17 protein-coding genes are annotated in these 16,241 nt (G+C 62.4%); 6 read left to right on the top strand and 11 right to left on the bottom strand.

Annotated elements, in window-relative coordinates:
- The first annotated feature begins 9 nt into the window (after window positions 1-9).
- From AC0ZT5_RS08650 to atzF, 4 genes are read left to right on the top strand one after another with little or no spacing between them, the layout of a single operon-like run.
- A complete protein-coding gene (locus AC0ZT5_RS08650) occupies window positions 10-1,539 on the top strand; it encodes an ABC transporter ATP-binding protein (RefSeq protein ID WP_488496086.1) in 1,530 nt (509 codons plus the stop codon).
- A complete protein-coding gene (locus tag AC0ZT5_RS08645; RefSeq protein WP_488496085.1) occupies window positions 1,539-2,207 on the top strand; it encodes a cysteine hydrolase family protein in 669 nt (222 codons plus the stop codon). The genes AC0ZT5_RS08650 and AC0ZT5_RS08645 overlap by 1 nt, the downstream gene beginning before the upstream one ends.
- Window positions 2,200-2,550, top strand: a complete 351-nt coding sequence (locus AC0ZT5_RS08640; protein ID WP_488496084.1) for a cupin domain-containing protein — start codon at window positions 2,200-2,202, stop codon at window positions 2,548-2,550. The genes AC0ZT5_RS08645 and AC0ZT5_RS08640 overlap by 8 nt, the downstream gene beginning before the upstream one ends.
- Complete coding sequence (gene atzF / locus AC0ZT5_RS08635; protein WP_488496083.1) at window positions 2,547-4,349, top strand: allophanate hydrolase; 1,803 nt, start codon at window positions 2,547-2,549, stop codon at window positions 4,347-4,349. Before AC0ZT5_RS08640 ends, atzF begins: the two co-directional genes overlap by 4 nt.
- Before the next feature lie 642 nt (window positions 4,350-4,991).
- Here atzF and AC0ZT5_RS08630 read toward each other — a convergent pair.
- The 11 genes from AC0ZT5_RS08630 to AC0ZT5_RS08580 form a co-directional block, all read right to left on the bottom strand.
- A complete protein-coding gene (locus AC0ZT5_RS08630) occupies window positions 4,992-6,437 on the bottom strand; it encodes a DUF5939 domain-containing protein (RefSeq protein ID WP_488496082.1) in 1,446 nt (481 codons plus the stop codon).
- A gap of 261 nt (window positions 6,438-6,698) precedes the next feature.
- A complete protein-coding gene (locus tag AC0ZT5_RS08625; protein ID WP_488496081.1) occupies window positions 6,699-7,298 on the bottom strand; it encodes a DUF2182 domain-containing protein in 600 nt (199 codons plus the stop codon).
- 269 nt (window positions 7,299-7,567) lie between these two features.
- Window positions 7,568-8,206: a DUF1326 domain-containing protein gene (locus AC0ZT5_RS08620; protein ID WP_488496080.1), complete on the bottom strand. Its 639-nt coding sequence runs from the start codon at window positions 8,204-8,206 to the stop codon at window positions 7,568-7,570.
- A gap of 142 nt (window positions 8,207-8,348) precedes the next feature.
- On the bottom strand, window positions 8,349-8,552 hold the full coding sequence (locus AC0ZT5_RS08615; RefSeq protein WP_488496079.1) for a hypothetical protein: 204 nt from the start codon (window positions 8,550-8,552) through the stop codon (window positions 8,349-8,351).
- A 142-nt stretch (window positions 8,553-8,694) separates the two neighbouring features.
- Window positions 8,695-9,771 (bottom strand): class I SAM-dependent methyltransferase, encoded by a 1,077-nt coding sequence (locus tag AC0ZT5_RS08610; RefSeq protein WP_488496078.1) that lies wholly within the window; start codon window positions 9,769-9,771, stop codon window positions 8,695-8,697.
- 273 nt (window positions 9,772-10,044) lie between these two features.
- The gene (locus AC0ZT5_RS08605) at window positions 10,045-10,752 is read right to left on the bottom strand and encodes an NAD(P)H-dependent oxidoreductase (RefSeq protein WP_488496077.1); all 708 of its coding nucleotides are present in this window, start codon (window positions 10,750-10,752) and stop codon (window positions 10,045-10,047) included.
- 25 nt (window positions 10,753-10,777) lie between these two features.
- The gene (locus AC0ZT5_RS08600; RefSeq protein WP_488496076.1) at window positions 10,778-11,254 is read right to left on the bottom strand and encodes a DoxX family protein; all 477 of its coding nucleotides are present in this window, start codon (window positions 11,252-11,254) and stop codon (window positions 10,778-10,780) included.
- The gene (locus tag AC0ZT5_RS08595; RefSeq protein WP_488496075.1) at window positions 11,251-12,051 is read right to left on the bottom strand and encodes an HvfC/BufC family peptide modification chaperone; all 801 of its coding nucleotides are present in this window, start codon (window positions 12,049-12,051) and stop codon (window positions 11,251-11,253) included. The genes AC0ZT5_RS08600 and AC0ZT5_RS08595 overlap by 4 nt, the downstream gene beginning before the upstream one ends.
- Entirely contained in the window at window positions 12,038-13,072 is a 1,035-nt protein-coding gene (bufB, locus tag AC0ZT5_RS08590) for an MNIO family bufferin maturase (RefSeq protein WP_488496074.1), read from the bottom strand. The genes AC0ZT5_RS08595 and bufB overlap by 14 nt, the downstream gene beginning before the upstream one ends.
- A 41-nt stretch (window positions 13,073-13,113) precedes the next feature.
- A complete protein-coding gene (locus AC0ZT5_RS08585) occupies window positions 13,114-13,383 on the bottom strand; it encodes a BufA1 family periplasmic bufferin-type metallophore (protein WP_192247663.1) in 270 nt (89 codons plus the stop codon).
- 231 nt (window positions 13,384-13,614) lie between these two features.
- A complete protein-coding gene (locus tag AC0ZT5_RS08580) occupies window positions 13,615-14,463 on the bottom strand; it encodes a patatin-like phospholipase family protein (RefSeq protein WP_488496073.1) in 849 nt (282 codons plus the stop codon).
- A 41-nt stretch (window positions 14,464-14,504) separates the two neighbouring features.
- Between AC0ZT5_RS08580 and AC0ZT5_RS08575 the strand changes: the two genes are divergently transcribed.
- Window positions 14,505-14,972 (top strand): hypothetical protein, encoded by a 468-nt coding sequence (locus tag AC0ZT5_RS08575; protein ID WP_488496072.1) that lies wholly within the window; start codon window positions 14,505-14,507, stop codon window positions 14,970-14,972.
- Window positions 14,973-15,212: 240 nt separating this feature from the next.
- On the top strand, window positions 15,213-16,127 hold the full coding sequence (locus AC0ZT5_RS08570; protein ID WP_095775296.1) for a LysR family transcriptional regulator: 915 nt from the start codon (window positions 15,213-15,215) through the stop codon (window positions 16,125-16,127).
- The last annotated feature ends 114 nt before the right edge of the window (window positions 16,128-16,241 follow it).

Genomic DNA, 16,241 nt, shown 5'->3' with positions numbered 1-16,241 from the left:
GAAACCAGAATGAGCGCGATCACCGGCAAGGCCGTCGGCGTCGAGACCATCGGCATGACCATGCACTTCGGCGCCTTCACGGCGCTGGGCGATGTCTCGATCAAGGTGCCGGCCGGCTCCTTCCACGCCCTGCTCGGCGAAAACGGCGCCGGCAAGTCGACGCTGGTCAAATGCATGATGGGTTTCTATCACCCGACCGCCGGCGACATTCTGGTCGACGGCCGCGAGGTGGCGATCGCCAACCCCAGGGACGCATCGGCGCTCGGCCTCGGCATGGTCTACCAGCATTTTACGCTTGTCCCGTCGCTGACCGGCGCCGAAAACCTGGTCATTTCGCGTGAGAAGGTTCCCGGCGTGATCGACTGGCGCAAGGAGCGCGGCGACCTTGCCGTGTTCATGGATCGCATGCCGTTCAAGCTGCCGCTCGACGTCAAGGTGGCCGAACTCGCGGCCGGCGAGAAGCAGAAGCTGGAGATCATCAAGCAGCTCTATCTTGGCCGCTCCTTCCTGGTGCTGGACGAGCCGACCTCCGTGCTCACCCCCGGCGAGGCGAAGGAAGTGCTGGGCCTTGTGCGCGACATGACAAAAGCCGGCGACCTCACCGTGCTGATGATCTCGCACAAATTCCACGAGGTGACGGCGTTCGCTGACGACGTCAGCGTGCTGCGCAAGGGCAGGCTGACCGGCACCGGCCGCGTCGTCGACCTAGACCACAAAGCCATGGCGGCGATGATGATCGGCGACCAGCCAATCGCCGCGCTCGACAGCCGCGCCGAGCCGAAGCCGGACGCCGAGATCGTGCTCAAGGTCAAGGCGCTGAAGGCGCCTGACCGCACCGGGCTGAAGTCGATCCGGATCGAGGATCTCGACGTGCGCTCCGGCGAGATCGTCGGCATCGCCGGCATTTCCGGCAACGGCCAGAAGGAATTCCTCGAAGTGCTGGCCGGGCAGCGCCCCCGCGATGCCGGCGAAGTCATGGTGCGCAGTACCGCCTATGCGGCGACGCGCGCCGAGGCGCGTGCGCTCAACGTCCGGCTGATCCCGGAAGAGCCGCTGAAAAACGCTTGCGCGCCGAAGATGACAGTGGCCGAGAACATCGCCTTCCGCACCTTCGACATCGACAGCAACGGCAAGCCGGTGAGTTGGATCAGCGCAGGCGCCATCAAGGCATTCAGCGCCAGGCTGGTCGAGCAGTTCAAGGTCAAGACCGCCTCGCTTGCCTCGCCAATCGCGTCGCTGTCGGGCGGCAATGTGCAGCGTGCCGTGCTCGCGAGGGAACTGACCGGCGAAGTCGACCTTCTGATCGTCTCCAACCCGTGCTTCGGCCTCGACTTCTCGGCCGTAGCCGAAATTCGCGCCCGCATCATGAAGGCGCGCAATGCGGGTGCCGCCGTGCTTCTGATGTCGGAGGACCTCGACGAACTGCTTGAGCTTTCAGACCGCATCTTCGTCATGTCCGATGGCGCACTGGTCTACGAGACGCGGATCGCGCAGGCCAGTGTCCAGACCATCGGCGAGCATATGGCGGGACATCACTGATGGCGGAAATCGCAGCGCAGCCATTTCCGTTCGCCTTCAAACCGCGGACCATGGCGCTGGTCGTCATCGACATGCAGCGAGACTTCGCCGAGCCCGGCGGCTTCGGCGCCAGTCTCGGCAACGACGTCGGTCGCGTGACCGCGATCGTGCCGACGGTGAAGAGATTGATCGAGGGCTTTCGCGCCGCCGGCCTGCCGGTGATCCATACGATGGAGTGCCATCGGTCGGACCTTTCCGACCTGCCGCCGGCCAAGCGCAATCGCGGCAATCCGTCGATCCGTATCGGCGATGCCGGGCCGATGGGCCGCGTGCTGATCGCCGGCGAGCCGGGCACGGCGATTCTCGACGAGCTTGCGCCGTTGCCCGGCGAGATCGTCATCGAGAAGCCGGGCAAGGGCGCCTTCTATGCAACCTCCTTCGGCGATGACCTGAAAAGGCTCGGCGCCGAGCAGCTGGTCTTTGCTGGCGTCACCACCGAAGTCTGCGTGCAGACGACGATGCGCGAGGCCAACGATCGCGGTTATGAGTGCCTGCTCGCCGAGGATGCGACGGAGAGCTACTTTCCCGAGTTCAAGGCGGCGGCGATCGCCATGATCAGGGCGCAGGGCGCCATCGTCGGCTGGACGGCGACCACCGACCAAGTGCTCGAGGGAATTGCCAATGGCTAATCGGAGTTTTGCCGGCCTCGTCGGCGGCGGTTGGCGCGATCTGGCGTTCGAGCATTTTCGCGAGGGCATCACGGTACACTGGCTGCTGAAGGGCGGACCGGTCGAACCCTCGGTCGCGATCCTCGACTACCGGCCCGGCGCAGGCGTGCCGCGTCATCGCCATGTCGGGTTGGAAACCATCGTCGTGCTCGAGGGCACGCAAAGCGACGAGAACGGCGATTATCCGGCCGGCAGCGTGGTTCTGAATCCGGTCGGGACCGAGCATTCGGTATGGACGAAGGGCGGCTGCGTCGTGCTGATTCAGTGGGACCTGCCGGTGATCATTCTGGGGGAGGCCACATGAGCGAGATCCGCTTCGACATCGGCAGTCTGCACGCGGCCTATGCCAGCGGTGTCACCGTCGCCGCCATGATCGATGCCGTTCATGAGCGCATCGCGGCGGCTGACGATCCCGGCATCTTCATCCATCTCGCCGGCAGCGCGGACATGCTGGCGCAGGCGCAAAAGCTCGGGCCGTTCGATCCGGAGGCCAAACCGCTGTGGGGCGTGCCGTTCGCGGTCAAGGACAACATCGATGTCGCCGGCATGCCGACGACCGCCGCCTGCGCCGAATATGCCTATGTGCCCGACAAGGACGCCACCGTGGTGGCGCGGCTGAAGGCCGCTGGTGCGCTGGTGGTCGGCAAGACCAATCTCGACCAGTTCGCCACCGGCCTTGTCGGCGTGCGCACGCCGTATCCGATCCCGAAGAATGCCGTCGATGCCAGCCTGGTCCCCGGTGGCTCCTCGTCGGGGTCGGCGGTGGCGACGGCGCGTGGCACCGTCTCCTTCGCGCTCGGCACCGATACGGCCGGGTCCGGGCGCATTCCGGCCGGTCTCAACAACATCGTCGGGCTGAAGCCGACCGTCGGTGCGCTTTCAGCCGCCGGTGTCGTGCCGGCCTGCCGCACGCTCGACTGCATCTCTGTGTTCGCGCTCACCGTCGACGACGCCTATGCAGTGTTCGGCGTCGCGGCGGCCAAGGATGCGGCCGATGCCTATTCGCGCGCGATCAAGGTGCCAGCGCTTGCCGCGCGCCCGCCGGTGCTGAGCGTCGGCGTGCCGGCGAAGGCAGACCTCAAATTCTTCGGCGACGCCTCGATGCAGGCCGGCTTTGAGACGGCCCTTGCCGGGTTGGAAAAGCTCGGGTGTCGGTTGGTCGAAATCCCGTTCGGCGATTTCTACGCCACCGCCAACCTCCTCTATGAGGGCGCATGGGTGGCCGAACGTTATGCCGCGATCCGCGATTTCATGGAAGCCAACGAAGCCGCCATGCATCAGGTGACGCGCAAGATCATCGGCGGCGCCAGGAAGCTGTCGGCGGCGGACGCCTTCCGCGGCCTTTATGCCTTGCAGGCCTACAAGGCCAAGCTCGCCCCGGTCATCGCCTCGGTCGACCTGTTCTGCGTGCCGACCGCGCCGACGCATTACACCACTGCCGTCGTGCTCGCCGATCCGGTCGAGACCAACAGCCGGCTCGGCACCTACACCAATTTCGTCAATCTGCTCGATATGTGCGGCATTGCCGTGCCGACCGGCCGGCGCGTCGACGGCCTGCCGATGAGCGTAACGCTGCTTGCGGCCGCCGGACTGGACGGCCTTGTGGCGTCCGTCGCGCGCGATCTCCATGCCGCGAGCGGCCTCACCCTCGGCACGACCGGCTGGCGGCAGCCAAGCGCGCAACCTGTCGGCGCATCGGCCGAAGACGGCACGATCGAATTGGTGGTGGTCGGCGCTCACCTCTCGGGAATGCCGCTCAATGGCCAGCTCAAGGAGGCTGGTGCCCGGTTCTGCCGGGCGATGAGGACAACCTCTTCATACAAGCTTTATGAGCTTGCGGGCCAGGCCACGCCCAAGCCGGGACTGGTCCGTGTCGGGAACGGCGGCACTGCGATCGAGGTGGAGGTCTGGCGGCTCCCTGCCGACGCTTTCGGCCACTTTGTGGCCGCCATTCCGCCGCCGCTGGGCATTGGCAGTATAGAGCTTGATGACGGCAGCACCGCCAAAGGCTTTCTGGTGGAATCCGTGGGCTTGCTAGGCGCTTCTGACATCTCGTCATTCGGCGGCTGGCGCCGCTTTTTGTCAGATCGCGTTCCCGTTTGAACACTTCGTCAACGCACTTTGCGATGGCAAGAGGGGCCGGGGCCCCGACCGAGGTAGGTTTAACTTCTGATTACCTTCGTGGCGAAGCCGGAAAGCTGCCAGTCCGCTTGCAGCTCAAAATCAACTACGCTTGTCACGGATTCATCGATCCTTTTGTCCGCGTGCATGGAAAACTAGTCCTCCTCCTGGTCCTTAGGTTCGCCTGACCATACGAGTGAATACGAAGGAAATAGGTTGGCGAACCATCCGCTAACATATTGATTTTGTGTAGAAAACGTTGACCTTCGGCGGCTAACATAATCGTTATTTGTCCATGGGTTACGAAGCGGTTCGCCCAAATTGATTCAAGAAGTTGATCCGGCGGCTCGCTGACCGCATTTATCTTCTACCGAATGGCAGCAATGCGCCTCGTATCAGACATTCCTGCCGTCCCGTCCTGCACCAAAGCAGACATCGTTAAATCCAGGACACAGCCAGCTTTGCGCCAAACATCGTCGGACCTTTGCCGATGCAAGGCGGTAGTTCGCAGAGCATTGCGAAATGAGGCGAACTGGTGCGTGCTTGATACGAAGGTTGGGCAGGCGATTTGATTCTATTCAAAGAGGGTCGAGCAGTTCCTCGAGAGTTGGCATGCAACCGTGTCTATCCCCGCATGACACGATAGACAGTTGCATCACCCTCCACACCCCGAAGAGGCGCATCAAAAGCCTCGACGCGATGGCCGGCAAGCATTTCGCGAACCCCGGGCGCGGAATAGAGCGCCTCGGAAATGCAGACCTGTCCGGCTTCTGCCAAGGACTGCACGCGCGCGGCGACATTCACGGTCTGGCCGAAATAGTCGAGGTTGTCGTTGAGCGTCACGGCAATCGAGGGTCCACAGTGGGCGCCGATCTTGAGGATGATCCCCGGCCCGTCGTGGTCGCCGTTGAAGCGATCGATTTCTTCAAAGACGTGGAGTGCGGCCGAAATCGCATCCGACGGCTGCGAGAAGACAGCCATCACCGCATCCCCAATCGTCTTGACCACCGCTCCGGAATGTTGCTGAACCGCCGCGTTGACCAGAGCGAAATGCTCGCGGACCAAAGCATAGGCGTTGAGGTCACCCAGGCGCTCATACATGGCGGTCGAACCCTTGAGATCCGTGAACAGGAAGGTGATCTGCCGGATGCCGAGCCCCTCCTTCTCGTCGACACGCTCGGACCGAAAGAGCTGGCGGAAGGTTTGGCGCGCAAGCAGCGCTCCACCGGAAACATAAGGGTCGAAATCGAGCGCCGGCTTGGTAGTCAGTGCGACAAGCTCGGGCGGCCAGTTGATGACAAACAACGAACCTCGCACTGGCCCCCTATTCGCTACCTCGATGACGATCGGACCAGGTGGCACAGCGGGCAACGACGGCAAGAAACGCTTGCCGTCATAATCGATCTTTAGAAGCGTCGGCTCCAACACCGGATCGCCTGATATCGGCACAGCGAATGCGGCCTGCGTCTGGACGTTGACGCCCGAAAGGGCGCCCGGTCCCAGGTCGGCGCGGAGCACTGTGGTGATGCCAGGCGGCAGAAACGTCATGCCCCGAACGAAGCCGCGCAGAACGTCAAGAAAGCGAACGTCTTGCCCCGGTAGCCGCCCATCATGTCCGAAGTGGAGCTTCCAGTGAAAATCCTCAACAGGGAGCGTCTCGGGGTCATGGTGCGGCAGGCGCCGTAACTTCGGCGATACCGAGAAGGTGACCTCGATGAAGTCGTCGAGGTCGGTGTCGCCCGATACATCGCATAGGCCACAGACGTAGTGGGTCTTTAGCGTGCGCAGGGCGCCGAAACTATCGAGCACCATCCCGGACTGGGGACACAGCACATCCCAGCTCATGTCGAACAAGCCACAGCGGGCGGCATGAAGGAAGAGGTCGATTGCTTCAGGCTCGGCGATTGCACGGTCGCGAGCAAAGCTCAGTGGATTAACGCGGAAGAGTGAGTGGTCGTCGGCGCTCCTGATCAGCGTCTCGAATTTCGAGATCACGCGTGGGCTCCAGGCTCGCGCTTGCTCCACCTTGGTCATCTTGCTTTCGAGAAGACGATCGTCGACTACCGTCATGCCGGACCCTCAACCTTGCCGCCTTGCCGCGCGACAGCCTACTAAAAAACCAGCGCGATGCGAACGAATTGAGTTTCCTTTGTTGGCACGCGGTGCTCTGGCGCAGACGCGCCGAAACGTCCAAATCGGATGTGCGCCGTGACAACCGGCACGTCCGGAATTTCATTCATGCTGACCCGGTCGAAGTCGACACCTAGGGTGACGGTCGCGCACGCCATGCGATTGCTGGGCGCGGTTTGGCGGGAATGGAAGGGAAGGCCACTAGCCGCGCATCCACGGCATATCGATCGCCCCGAGCGACACAACGATCCCGAGGGCCACTAGCGCAACGCCCAAACTACCTTCGAAGCGGCGGCCACGGGGCAGCAGCTTCTCGACGAAGGCGACCAGCGTCAAAAGCAGCATCCAGGCGACGCTCATGACGCCCGTCGCGACCAGCACGGCGAACAGCGCCCAGCAGCAGCCAAAGCAATAGAGGCCGTGACGCAGCCCCATCTTGAGCGCGCCAACACGCCCGTCGCGCCAGTGCTGCGCAACGAAGGCGAGCGGCGAACGGCAATGGCTGAGGCAAATGTGCTTGAGGGTCGTGAATTGGTAGAGTCCGGCGACGCCAAGCGTGGCACCGAGCGCGAGCGGTGCCCATTTCGATCGCTGGGGTGGATCGAGGCTCGTTGCAAAGTCGCTGCCGAGCTGGACCAGGACATAGACGACAAGTCCCGCCGCCGCCCAGACGAGCAGATAGCCCGCGACGAAGGTCCACGTCGGGATGGCGACGTGTTGTTCGCGCCTCGCCTGCGCCGCCGCGAAAAGATCATGGGCGCCGCAGCTGGCAGCATCATGGCCGCCATCATCACGGTCCATACTGCGAGAAAGGCGGCGGCGCCGGCGACTGACCAGCCGGCGGCGGGAATTCCGGTCATCGCCATGCCGACCATACCTTCCATACCCTCCATACCGCCACGCACCGCAATGCCCATGGGCATATCCATGCTGAAGGTCTGGTAGAGGGTGAGCGCCCACGCCGCTGCTGTCAGCCCGACGAGCGATGCGAGTAGACCGAGCGGGATACCGCGCAGATTCCGGGGGAATCGCCGCGATTTCCTGGGGAACGCGTCGGCCATTGTCATGCCCTAGTTCGGGCCGGTCCAGTCGAACGGAATGTGCTTGCTCGAGCGGGCCGTGCCAGTCCAGTCGAGCCCGAAGCCTTTGGTGCTCACCTCGACAGAACGCCCCCAAGTGGCAACCTGGCCCGGGCCGACCTCCGAGCCCGGCGGGTTGATCGTCTGCACCCGCTTGCCGGGCGGTGTGGTGGGACCGGAAAGCGCTTCCGCCCGTCCGACGACGAGGCCAGGAATCTCGACTCGCCAGGTGGCGAGGTCGCCCGCCACCTCGAAAGTGATCGGAACGAACTCCATGCCACGCATCTCGCCGACATTAGCGGCAAAGGTCGCCGGCCAGCCACCGGCTTGGCCGCCAAAGATCGCCTGCAAGGCTTCGCGCTGCTGCTCATTCGCCTTCTTGTCAAGATACATGCCCATCACGGCCTTTGCCTCGCCGGCCCATAGATTGCCTTCGAACTCGCCGAGCGCCACCAGCGTCAGGCCGTCGAGCTTCACGTCGCCATACTGACCCTCGCGCACATGCCAGGCGAGCACGCCCTGGCAGTGATTGCCGGTTGGCCGCTGGGCGAACTCGCAAGGGCAAGGGATGTCGCAGCTGCAGATGTCGAACCAGTCGCCTGCGAGCCGCCATTGAGGCACTGCATTCATGGCTCTTCCTCCCGGAAATTTAGGGCCATTTATACGTCGAAGGCTGAGCGCACTCCAGTGGTTCGTGCGTCGCTCGCTGATCTTGATGCACAGGCCCCACATTATTGGTCGCGGTGCATACCAAGCCTGCAGCTGGGCCACTTCAGGTTCCGATGTCGGCGACGACCGTTCCGGAGACAGGATCGGTGACACCGAGGTCGCCGCCGAGATCCTCCAGCATGTCGCGCATCGTAATCAGAAGGCCAATCATCTGCGGCCGTGCCGCCGCGAGACTGTCCATGTCGTTCCATTCACCGACGACGCAGAAGGTCCGCTCGCCGGTCTTGATCAGAGTGGCCTTGCGCAAGGCCCTTGACGTCGAGGCTCGCCTTCTTGTGTGCATCGATGAATGCCTGTTTCCTTGCCCGGTTTGGTGCGGAACCTCACGACGTTGTAAGCAGTCATGCCTTCCTCCAATCGATTGCGAAGACTCTCTTGCCTGGCCGGCCTTACAGGCGTGCCTCGAGAACCATGTTGAACGGGGTTTCGGTAGCGCGGCGGAACCGCTTGAACCCGCCACCCGACACGACCTTGCGCAGCCTCGCCTCGCCGGCTTGGGCGCCGAGCCCCAGCCCGACCTCCTGGGACAGCGAGGCCGGCGTGCAAATGAAGGTCGAGGCGGCGTAGTAGATGCGGCCGACCGGGTTGAGGTTGGCCGAGAGCTGGTCGTGCGCGAAAGGCTCGACGATCATCCAGGTGCCGTCCGCTTTGAGCGCCTTGTGCACATGCCTGGCAGCGCCCTCCGGATCGCCCATGTCGTGCAGGCAGTCGAAGAAGGCGACGAGATCGTAGGTGCCTGGGAAATCCTTGGCCGCCGCGATCTCGAAGTGCGTGTTGCCGGCGACCCCGGCCTCATTGGCCGCGGCGCGGGCGCGCTCGATCGACGGGGCGTGATAGTCGAAACCGGTGAAGCGCGAGTTCGGGAATGCCTTGGCCATCAGCACGGTCGAGGCGCCGTGGCCGCAGCCGACATCTGCGACGTCTATGCCCCGCTCCAGCTTTTCGACAACACCGTCGAGTGCCGGCAGCCAGGAGCCGATCAGATTGGCGTTGTAGCCCGGTCGGAAGAAGCGTTCGGTGCCGCGAAACAGGCAGGCGCTGTGATCGTGCCAGCCAAGTCCCTTGCCGGAGCGGAAGGCCTGCCTGACCTTCTCCTCGTCCAGCCACAGTGTCGAGACGACCTCGAAGGCGCCGGCCATGAAGGCGGGGCTGTCCTCGTTGACGAAGACCTGCTCCTGTTCGGGGCTGAGGTAGAAGCTGTCGCTCGCCTCGTCATATTCGACATAGCCGGCCGCCGCCTGCGCCGACAGCCATTCGCGGACCAGCCGCTCCTGCGTGCCGGTCTTTTTGGCAAGCTGTCCGGCGGTCATCTTGCCGCCCTCGCTCATGGCCGCGAACAAGCCGAGTCTGTCGCCCAGCAGAACCGCGGCTCCTGTGGTGATGGCGCCCAGATCGCCGACCATCTTTCCAAGCAGCGCCTCAAGCTTCTCCTGGTCGGGTTGCGTCTCCTTATTGCGTTCTTGCATCGGCTTTCTCCTCCGGCTCGATCCAAAACACTCGCCATGGGCGACAAGCCAGATCCCCGTCACCGGGGAAGGCCTCGCCATAACAATCCATTATTCGCACAGCGGCGACTGCCCGTTACGGCCTCACAGCAACGTGACCGCTGCTGGGAATTCTTGGCGACGGCGTGACGGCAAATCGCCGGAGCAACCGGCGGAGGTGGATCCGGATCAGAGAGGTGCTAGCTCAGGGCTGCGGCCTGCGGCGCTGCCCCAGCGACCTGGACAAAACTTCTTTCACGCCGATTTCAAAACATGGGTTTCGTCGAAGTCCGCGAGCTTCGGATACGCGATGGTAGGGGCATACGCGAGGCTGAGGATGCGTTCGCGGTAACGAACGAGGTGCTCCTCACGTTGGCTACCGCTGATGCGAACTGGTGCATGCACCAGGAATGGTTCGATCACCGTGAAGCCGACAAAATAGAGTATCCCGTGGTTGATTGGGAACAGGATCTCAGTGATTGGCCCGTTTAGTCCGCGGGCGGAATAGATCGGCGAGGGTCCGCCGATTGTGACTGAACACATCGCGCGCTTTCCTGCGAAGACGCCGCGATCATACCATTTGCCGCCGCCATAGATGCGGCCGCCTGACGCGAACACTCGGTCAACCCAGCCCTTCAGGATTGCGGGCAGTCCGAACCACCAGAGCGGAAACTGCAGGATCAGTGCGTCGCACCAGAAAAGCTTGTCCATCTCGGCCTGGATGTCGGCAGCGAATCCGTCAAAGGCTGCCGCATTCGCCTCCTCAGCCTGCTGGCGGTAGTAGTTCGCGTCGCGCACGGTCGTGAAGTTGCTGCGATCCGACACCGGATTGAAGCCCATAGCGTAAAGATCGGAGATAACGACCTGATGCCCTGCCGCAGACAGCGCCCCCTGCGCTGTGCGGGTCAGGGCGCCGTTGAAACTGTTGGGCTCGGGGTGGGCATGAACGATCAAGATGCGCACGGTGCTTTCCCACTCGAACGAACGTCTATTTTCTAGGTGCTGAAAGGGTTCGCTCGGCGACATAGTCGAGCGAGAAGACGCCGGCGCCGCGTGTCAGCACGAGAAGCAGCAGCGAGGCCCACAGAAGATGCTCGGCCCAGTTTTCCGGGAATACGAAGATCTGGATCACCGACACCACACCGAGCAGCATCAGCGCGCCGATGCGCGAGAACAGGCCGAGGAATAGCAGCACCGAGCCAGTGATCTCCGCCGTAGTCGCCAGAGGCGCGGCGATCGACGGATCGATGAATGGCAGATTGTATTCGCTGGCGAACAGCTGCAGCGTCACCGGCCAGGATGCCAGCTTGCTCTGCGCCGATTGCCAGAAGACATGCGCGACCGCGACACGGGCCGCGAGCTGGATCAGTGAAAAAGGAATGCGTTCGGGCAGCTTGATGATGCGCCGGTAGACGCCGACCAAACCGGCCTGGCTCGTCGAGGAATGATCTGAAATTGCGGTCATGACAGTCTCCATCCGTTTGAGAAGGGATGCGCGGCGATGCGCAGGTTCGTGACGAGGCCGTCGCCGAAGAGGCGCACGAGGGCGGAAACGAGGTCGAAGGCCGGGTCGAGCGCCACGGCGCGGCTTGTGGCATGTTCCAGGCCAAGACCGTGCTTCAGGGAATGCCGGAAGGCGAAGTTCGCGCGATCGAGCAGAACCAGCCGGACATTGTCTCCAGCGCGCCACAAGGCGACGCGTTCGGGGCGCCTCGTCCAGGCGCTGTGCTGGTCGACGTGCGCGCCCTGCTGATGCGCCGTCCACACCGACAGGATCGACCAATGCGAGACAATCAATCGCAGCGATGGCTGCAGCAGAATATCGGGCACAGGTCCCAGATCGGTATTGTCGAATTCCGCCAGGGTCCGCGGGGGTAGCGAAGCCGCGTCGAGCGCCTCGGCAATCGCCCATTCGAGCCGCGCCGTCTCGGCCACGACCGGCATATCGGAAAGCGTGTCGATCGTCTTCAGGAAGCGCGGGAAGCCGGCGCCGTAGCGCGCCAGTCGCGACTCCACCGGCGGATGGCGTCGGATGAACTCGCTCGCCACAAAACGGAAGAAGCGTTCGTCGACCAGGCGCACGGTGACGGGAAAAACCGCCATCAGCACCGCGGTCAGCGAACTGCGTGTGTTGTTCTGGTAGATGCGAAGGCGGGCCAACGGATCAGCCTTGCCGGCGGTCAGCATTTTCGCGCTGACCAATGGCTCGGTGGCAAGCACGGAGCGCGCCATGCTGGTCTGCAAGTGCTCAAGCGGCAGCATGGTATCCCTCCTCGATTGACGGCAGCACGGCAGACATGGATGGGCGGGCGGCCTTGGCAGCTGCAAATGCGGCGAGCACGGGCATGCTCGTCATCGTCCTGCTTTCGACGGAAAGGGAGATGGGCATTGGCTGGGCCGGGACCGTCGCAGTTTGTCTCGCAGCCCGCTTGCGGTTGAACATGATTGAAGCAGAGAGCATGTCGGCCCACATGGCTTCGCCAAGCAACACGTCGAGAACCGGAACGTCGGTATCCCATTCGATTAGGGTGGGGCGGGGTCCGAGCCAGCTAATGGCGTGCTGATAGAGAGACCAGACGACCGGCGGGACCCGCGAGCCGTGATCGTCGATGAGCACGGTGTCGGCTCCGACCTGATTGGTCGCATGGCCGGCAAGATGGATTTCGCCGATCGCTTCAGCAGGCAGCGCATCGATGAAGGCTTTGGCGTCATATTGCAAATTGTATGCCGAGACCTGGACGTTGTTGACGTCCAGCAACAGACCGCAACCGGTCCGCACCACGAGTTCGGCCAGGAATTCAGCCTCGTTCATAGAGGAGTCGGCAAAGGCGACATATGCAGACAGATTTTCGATCAGCACCTGACGTTTCAGCGTATCCTGGACGGTCGCGACATTGCGCGCCACGATCGCCAGCGCCTCTTCGTCATAGCGAAGCGGCAGCAGGTCATTGAGATAGGCTCCGTCGGCAACGCTCCAGGCAAGATGCTCCGAAACGAGATCGGGCTGAAACCGCTCGCAGACCTTGCGCAGCCTCTCCAGGTGATCGCGGTCCACCCCTTGTGCGCTGCCCAGAGACAGGCCAACCCCATGGACTGACAGCGGATATATCCGGCGCAACCGCTCCAGGGCCTCGACGGCGGCGCCGTCACCCATATAGTTCTCGGCATGCACCTCGAGCCAGCCGGCAGAAGGCCTGCGGGTCAGCATTTCTCCGATGTGAGGAGAGCGAAGACCGATGCCCGCGGTTGCGGGGATAGCGAGGGCTTGAAACGCACGGGACATCGGTTCCTCCATTCCTGGGTGTTGGCTCGAAGTCTGATCGGTCAGGCCTTAGGCTTGTCGCTGCCGCCGGTGATCTTGGCGCAGCTGCCGGCAGGCACGTAGAGCCAGGAATCCGGCTGGTTGTCGGCGGTCGAGGTGCCGGCACATGAATGCGTCGCTGTCTGGCAGTCGTTCTGGCCGGCCTTGACGACGCCATAGCACTTCTCGAACGAGAAGCTGGGCTTAGCAGCCGGGCCGCTATAGGCTGCTGTTGCAGCAAGCGAGGTGGCTGCCGCGAGGGCCGATCCGATGAGGGTCTTGGTGTTGATCACGGTCGTTTCTCCTGGTTGCGTTTCGAGGGAAGACTGACCTGGCGGCCTGTCTGCAAGCAGTGTCGTCCAACGCGCGATGAAGCTGAAATGCTGTCTCGGCATGGATTTGATACGCGGTCACTATGTTGAGGAGGATAACGAGCAAAAGCCCTCCGGCGGGGGACCGGAGGGCTTTGGCGCCTCTACTTCGGGAGCGGAGCGAAGCGGGCGCAGCCAGGCGGAGGGAGGCGCCTAGACGTATCGATTTTTGCTGTCGACGACGGAGCTTTCGCTGAAGGTTGGATGGTCGGCGAGAAGCCAGTCCTCGGCTCGCTGCCGTCCGCGGTCACGCGTGTCGGTCAATTCGCCCCAGTCGGTCCAGGGCCTGGTAAACAGCGCAGCGCTTCTTCTGTGATGACTGTCGAAGATGGTGTGGACAGATGCAGAGTTCACGGCATTTGTGGCGAGGGGGTAAGCCGCACAAGGCGTGATGCACCCGGAGGGTTTGCCGCTGACAATCAGCCAATGCCCAGCCTCGATTGGCTGCACCGCTCGCAAAGCCGAAAAATCGCCTTCGCCCCAATACGGATCGCCATCGATTTCCACGGCGGGGAACAGAAATGGGACTGTCGCCCCGGCCAGGATAGCGTCAATCGACAATTGATCGCCGGAGAAAATCGTCGCTGTGTCGGTGCGGGCATTCGAAGCCAGGATGTTGAGCTGCAACTGGCAGCTATTTTTGTGCAACTCGGCAATGTCGATCGACTGTTCCAGAATCGATCTCAGTGGATTGGCTGTCGTGGCCACAGACATCGATGCATGGCTGACGCGCCGCCAGAAATTGGTGAGCGCCGTCCTTGCCCCACGCCTGCCGCCCAGAGCCAGTCCGTAGGCAAGAACCGCTGCCTCCATGCCTCCGAAACCGGATGCAGTGATGCTGCGGAGGGAAAGGCGAGGTTCATCCAGCAAGCGATCGAGCACGCCCCAGACAAATGCGCCGTGAGCGTCGTTTGCCAGCGTAATGTCGATCGGCTGGCGGTCTTCAATCACCAGCTCTGCACCGGCAATAAAGGCTTGGTCGGTTGCGGCCTGGATTTCCATCTTTTGGGTCTCCTCCCGAAGAACGCCAGGCAAGGCGTTTGATGGAGACACTGCCGCATGATCCTTCATTGGCGAAATGCCAAGGTGGCATGAACTCCATAGGCAGATTGCATTGGCTGCAATCCTTTGCGCGCCGCAAGGTTTTGCCAGGCTGGCGAGAATCCCGCGATCTCGCTTCGGAGCTGGCGTCACGACGGTCGCCGGCAGCCCTTCAGCACCAAGAGGAGCGTGTCATGAGAATACGAAATGTCTGTTTGGGGGCGTTCGCCGTCGCTCTGTTGGCCGGGCCTGCATCCGCCGATGCCTTCGGCGATCTGGCGTCACTGCCTTCATTCCATAGCGATGCTGGTATGAAAATGATGAAGCCTATGGCCGGTTTCAAAAAGGCATGGCTGGCTACGCCTCGGGGAGATCGGGACAAGATGATGAAGATGTGCAATGACGCAGCCCTGAGCAAGCCGCACGCTGCATTCTGCGCCAATGTATTGGCGCTTGGCGGCGCCAACTGACGTGCTCCGGCTCGTTCCGAGCACCTAGGGAAGATGTCGCGATGGCGAACGGTCTGCTTGCCATCTCTCTTTCGGTGGTGGCCAACTGCGGCGCAAACACAAAATTTCAGCGAGCGCTGTCACGGGCGCCATGACGGACCGCTATCGACTTCATAGCCGCAGTGCATTGGCGCCAAAGCGAGCCTTGCGGCAGTCTCCGAAGCACGAACAGCCACGTCTGCAATCCGGGGACAAATCGGCATGGACATTCACCACATCCGCTACTTCCTGGCCGTGTGCGAGACGCGAAACTTCACGCGCGCAGGCGAAAAGTGCAACGTTACTCAGCCGGCTCTGTCCCGCGCGATTCAACAGCTCGAGGAAGAGGTCGGAGGGCTACTGTTTCGCCGCGAACGAAGCTTGACCCACCTGACTGACCTGGGTGTGCTGCTTCGCCCTCGTTTTCAGCAGATTCTCGACGAACTGACTGGAGTGCGGCAGGAGGCATCGAGGTTTCTGTGCCTGGAAAACGCCAACCTGAAGGTCGGCGTCATGTGCACTATAGGCCCCCGTCGTTTCACTGGCCTGCTGACTGACTTTAACCGGCGACAGCAAGGCATCCAGCTGCAGCTGGTTGAGGGCGTGCCGGCATCGCTCTCCCAACTTCTGGAGTCCGGCGAGATCGACGTCGCCATCATGGCGTCGAGCGACAGCTTCCCGGACCGCTTCGACGTCACACCGCTTTATCGCGAGCGCTTTGTCCTCGCATTTCCAAATGGCCACCGGCTGGCTCGCAATGACAACGTGGCCATCTCCGAACTCGATGGTGAAAATTATCTCAGACGTCTCAATTGCGAGTATCGCGATCACCTCGCCGGTCTGTGCACGGACCGCGGCGTGAAGCTCAGGATCTCCTACGCCAGCGAGCGCGAGGACTGGATCCAGAATATGGTATCCGGAGGACTGGGCATCTGCTTCATCCCGGAATTCAGTGCGGTGATTCCGGGGTTGCAGGTCCGTCCCGTCATCGACCCTGAGGTCTGGCGGGAAGTATCCCTGGTTGTCGTTGCGGGACGCAGGTTCTCGCCTGCGGCATCGGCTTTCGTGAACAGCGTCAAGGCGCATGGCTGGCCTGAGAGCGCAATCGTCCAGGCGATTCAAAAGACCGCTGCCTGAAGCAAATCGAAGAATTAAGGATCGCACGTGGCGGTTTGCCGCGTGTGTCTTATATGCAGTTGCGATGGTCGACGATAGTTTTCAGGTATCGAATTGAAAGCCAGTCAGCATTTC

This window comes from Mesorhizobium sp. CNPSo 4670 (genome assembly GCF_057784235.1).
The sequence above is the reverse complement of the archived record's forward strand: the minus strand, read 5'-3'. Positions and strand labels throughout refer to the sequence as shown.

What these genes read in the sequence shown, in the direction of transcription:
- AC0ZT5_RS08580 (WP_488496073.1), bottom strand. Translation starts at nt 14,463, where the DNA reads ATGGAAATCCAGGCCGCAACCGACCAAGCCTTTATTGCCGGTGCAGAG.
- AC0ZT5_RS08645 (WP_488496085.1), top strand. Translation starts at nt 1,539, where the DNA reads ATGGCGGAAATCGCAGCGCAGCCATTTCCGTTCGCCTTCAAACCGCGG.
- AC0ZT5_RS08640 (WP_488496084.1), top strand. Translation starts at nt 2,200, where the DNA reads ATGGCTAATCGGAGTTTTGCCGGCCTCGTCGGCGGCGGTTGGCGCGAT.
- AC0ZT5_RS08610 (WP_488496078.1), bottom strand. Translation starts at nt 9,771, where the DNA reads ATGCAAGAACGCAATAAGGAGACGCAACCCGACCAGGAGAAGCTTGAG.
- AC0ZT5_RS08625 (WP_488496081.1), bottom strand. Translation starts at nt 7,298, where the DNA reads ATGGACCGTGATGATGGCGGCCATGATGCTGCCAGCTGCGGCGCCCAT.
- atzF (WP_488496083.1), top strand. Translation starts at nt 2,547, where the DNA reads ATGAGCGAGATCCGCTTCGACATCGGCAGTCTGCACGCGGCCTATGCC.
- AC0ZT5_RS08570 (WP_095775296.1), top strand. Translation starts at nt 15,213, where the DNA reads ATGGACATTCACCACATCCGCTACTTCCTGGCCGTGTGCGAGACGCGA.
- AC0ZT5_RS08575 (WP_488496072.1), top strand. Translation starts at nt 14,505, where the DNA reads ATGGAGACACTGCCGCATGATCCTTCATTGGCGAAATGCCAAGGTGGC.
- AC0ZT5_RS08595 (WP_488496075.1), bottom strand. Translation starts at nt 12,051, where the DNA reads ATGCTGCCGCTTGAGCACTTGCAGACCAGCATGGCGCGCTCCGTGCTT.
- bufB (WP_488496074.1), bottom strand. Translation starts at nt 13,072, where the DNA reads ATGTCCCGTGCGTTTCAAGCCCTCGCTATCCCCGCAACCGCGGGCATC.
- AC0ZT5_RS08600 (WP_488496076.1), bottom strand. Translation starts at nt 11,254, where the DNA reads ATGACCGCAATTTCAGATCATTCCTCGACGAGCCAGGCCGGTTTGGTC.
- AC0ZT5_RS08620 (WP_488496080.1), bottom strand. Translation starts at nt 8,206, where the DNA reads ATGAATGCAGTGCCTCAATGGCGGCTCGCAGGCGACTGGTTCGACATC.
- AC0ZT5_RS08630 (WP_488496082.1), bottom strand. Translation starts at nt 6,437, where the DNA reads ATGACGGTAGTCGACGATCGTCTTCTCGAAAGCAAGATGACCAAGGTG.
- AC0ZT5_RS08650 (WP_488496086.1), top strand. Translation starts at nt 10, where the DNA reads ATGAGCGCGATCACCGGCAAGGCCGTCGGCGTCGAGACCATCGGCATG.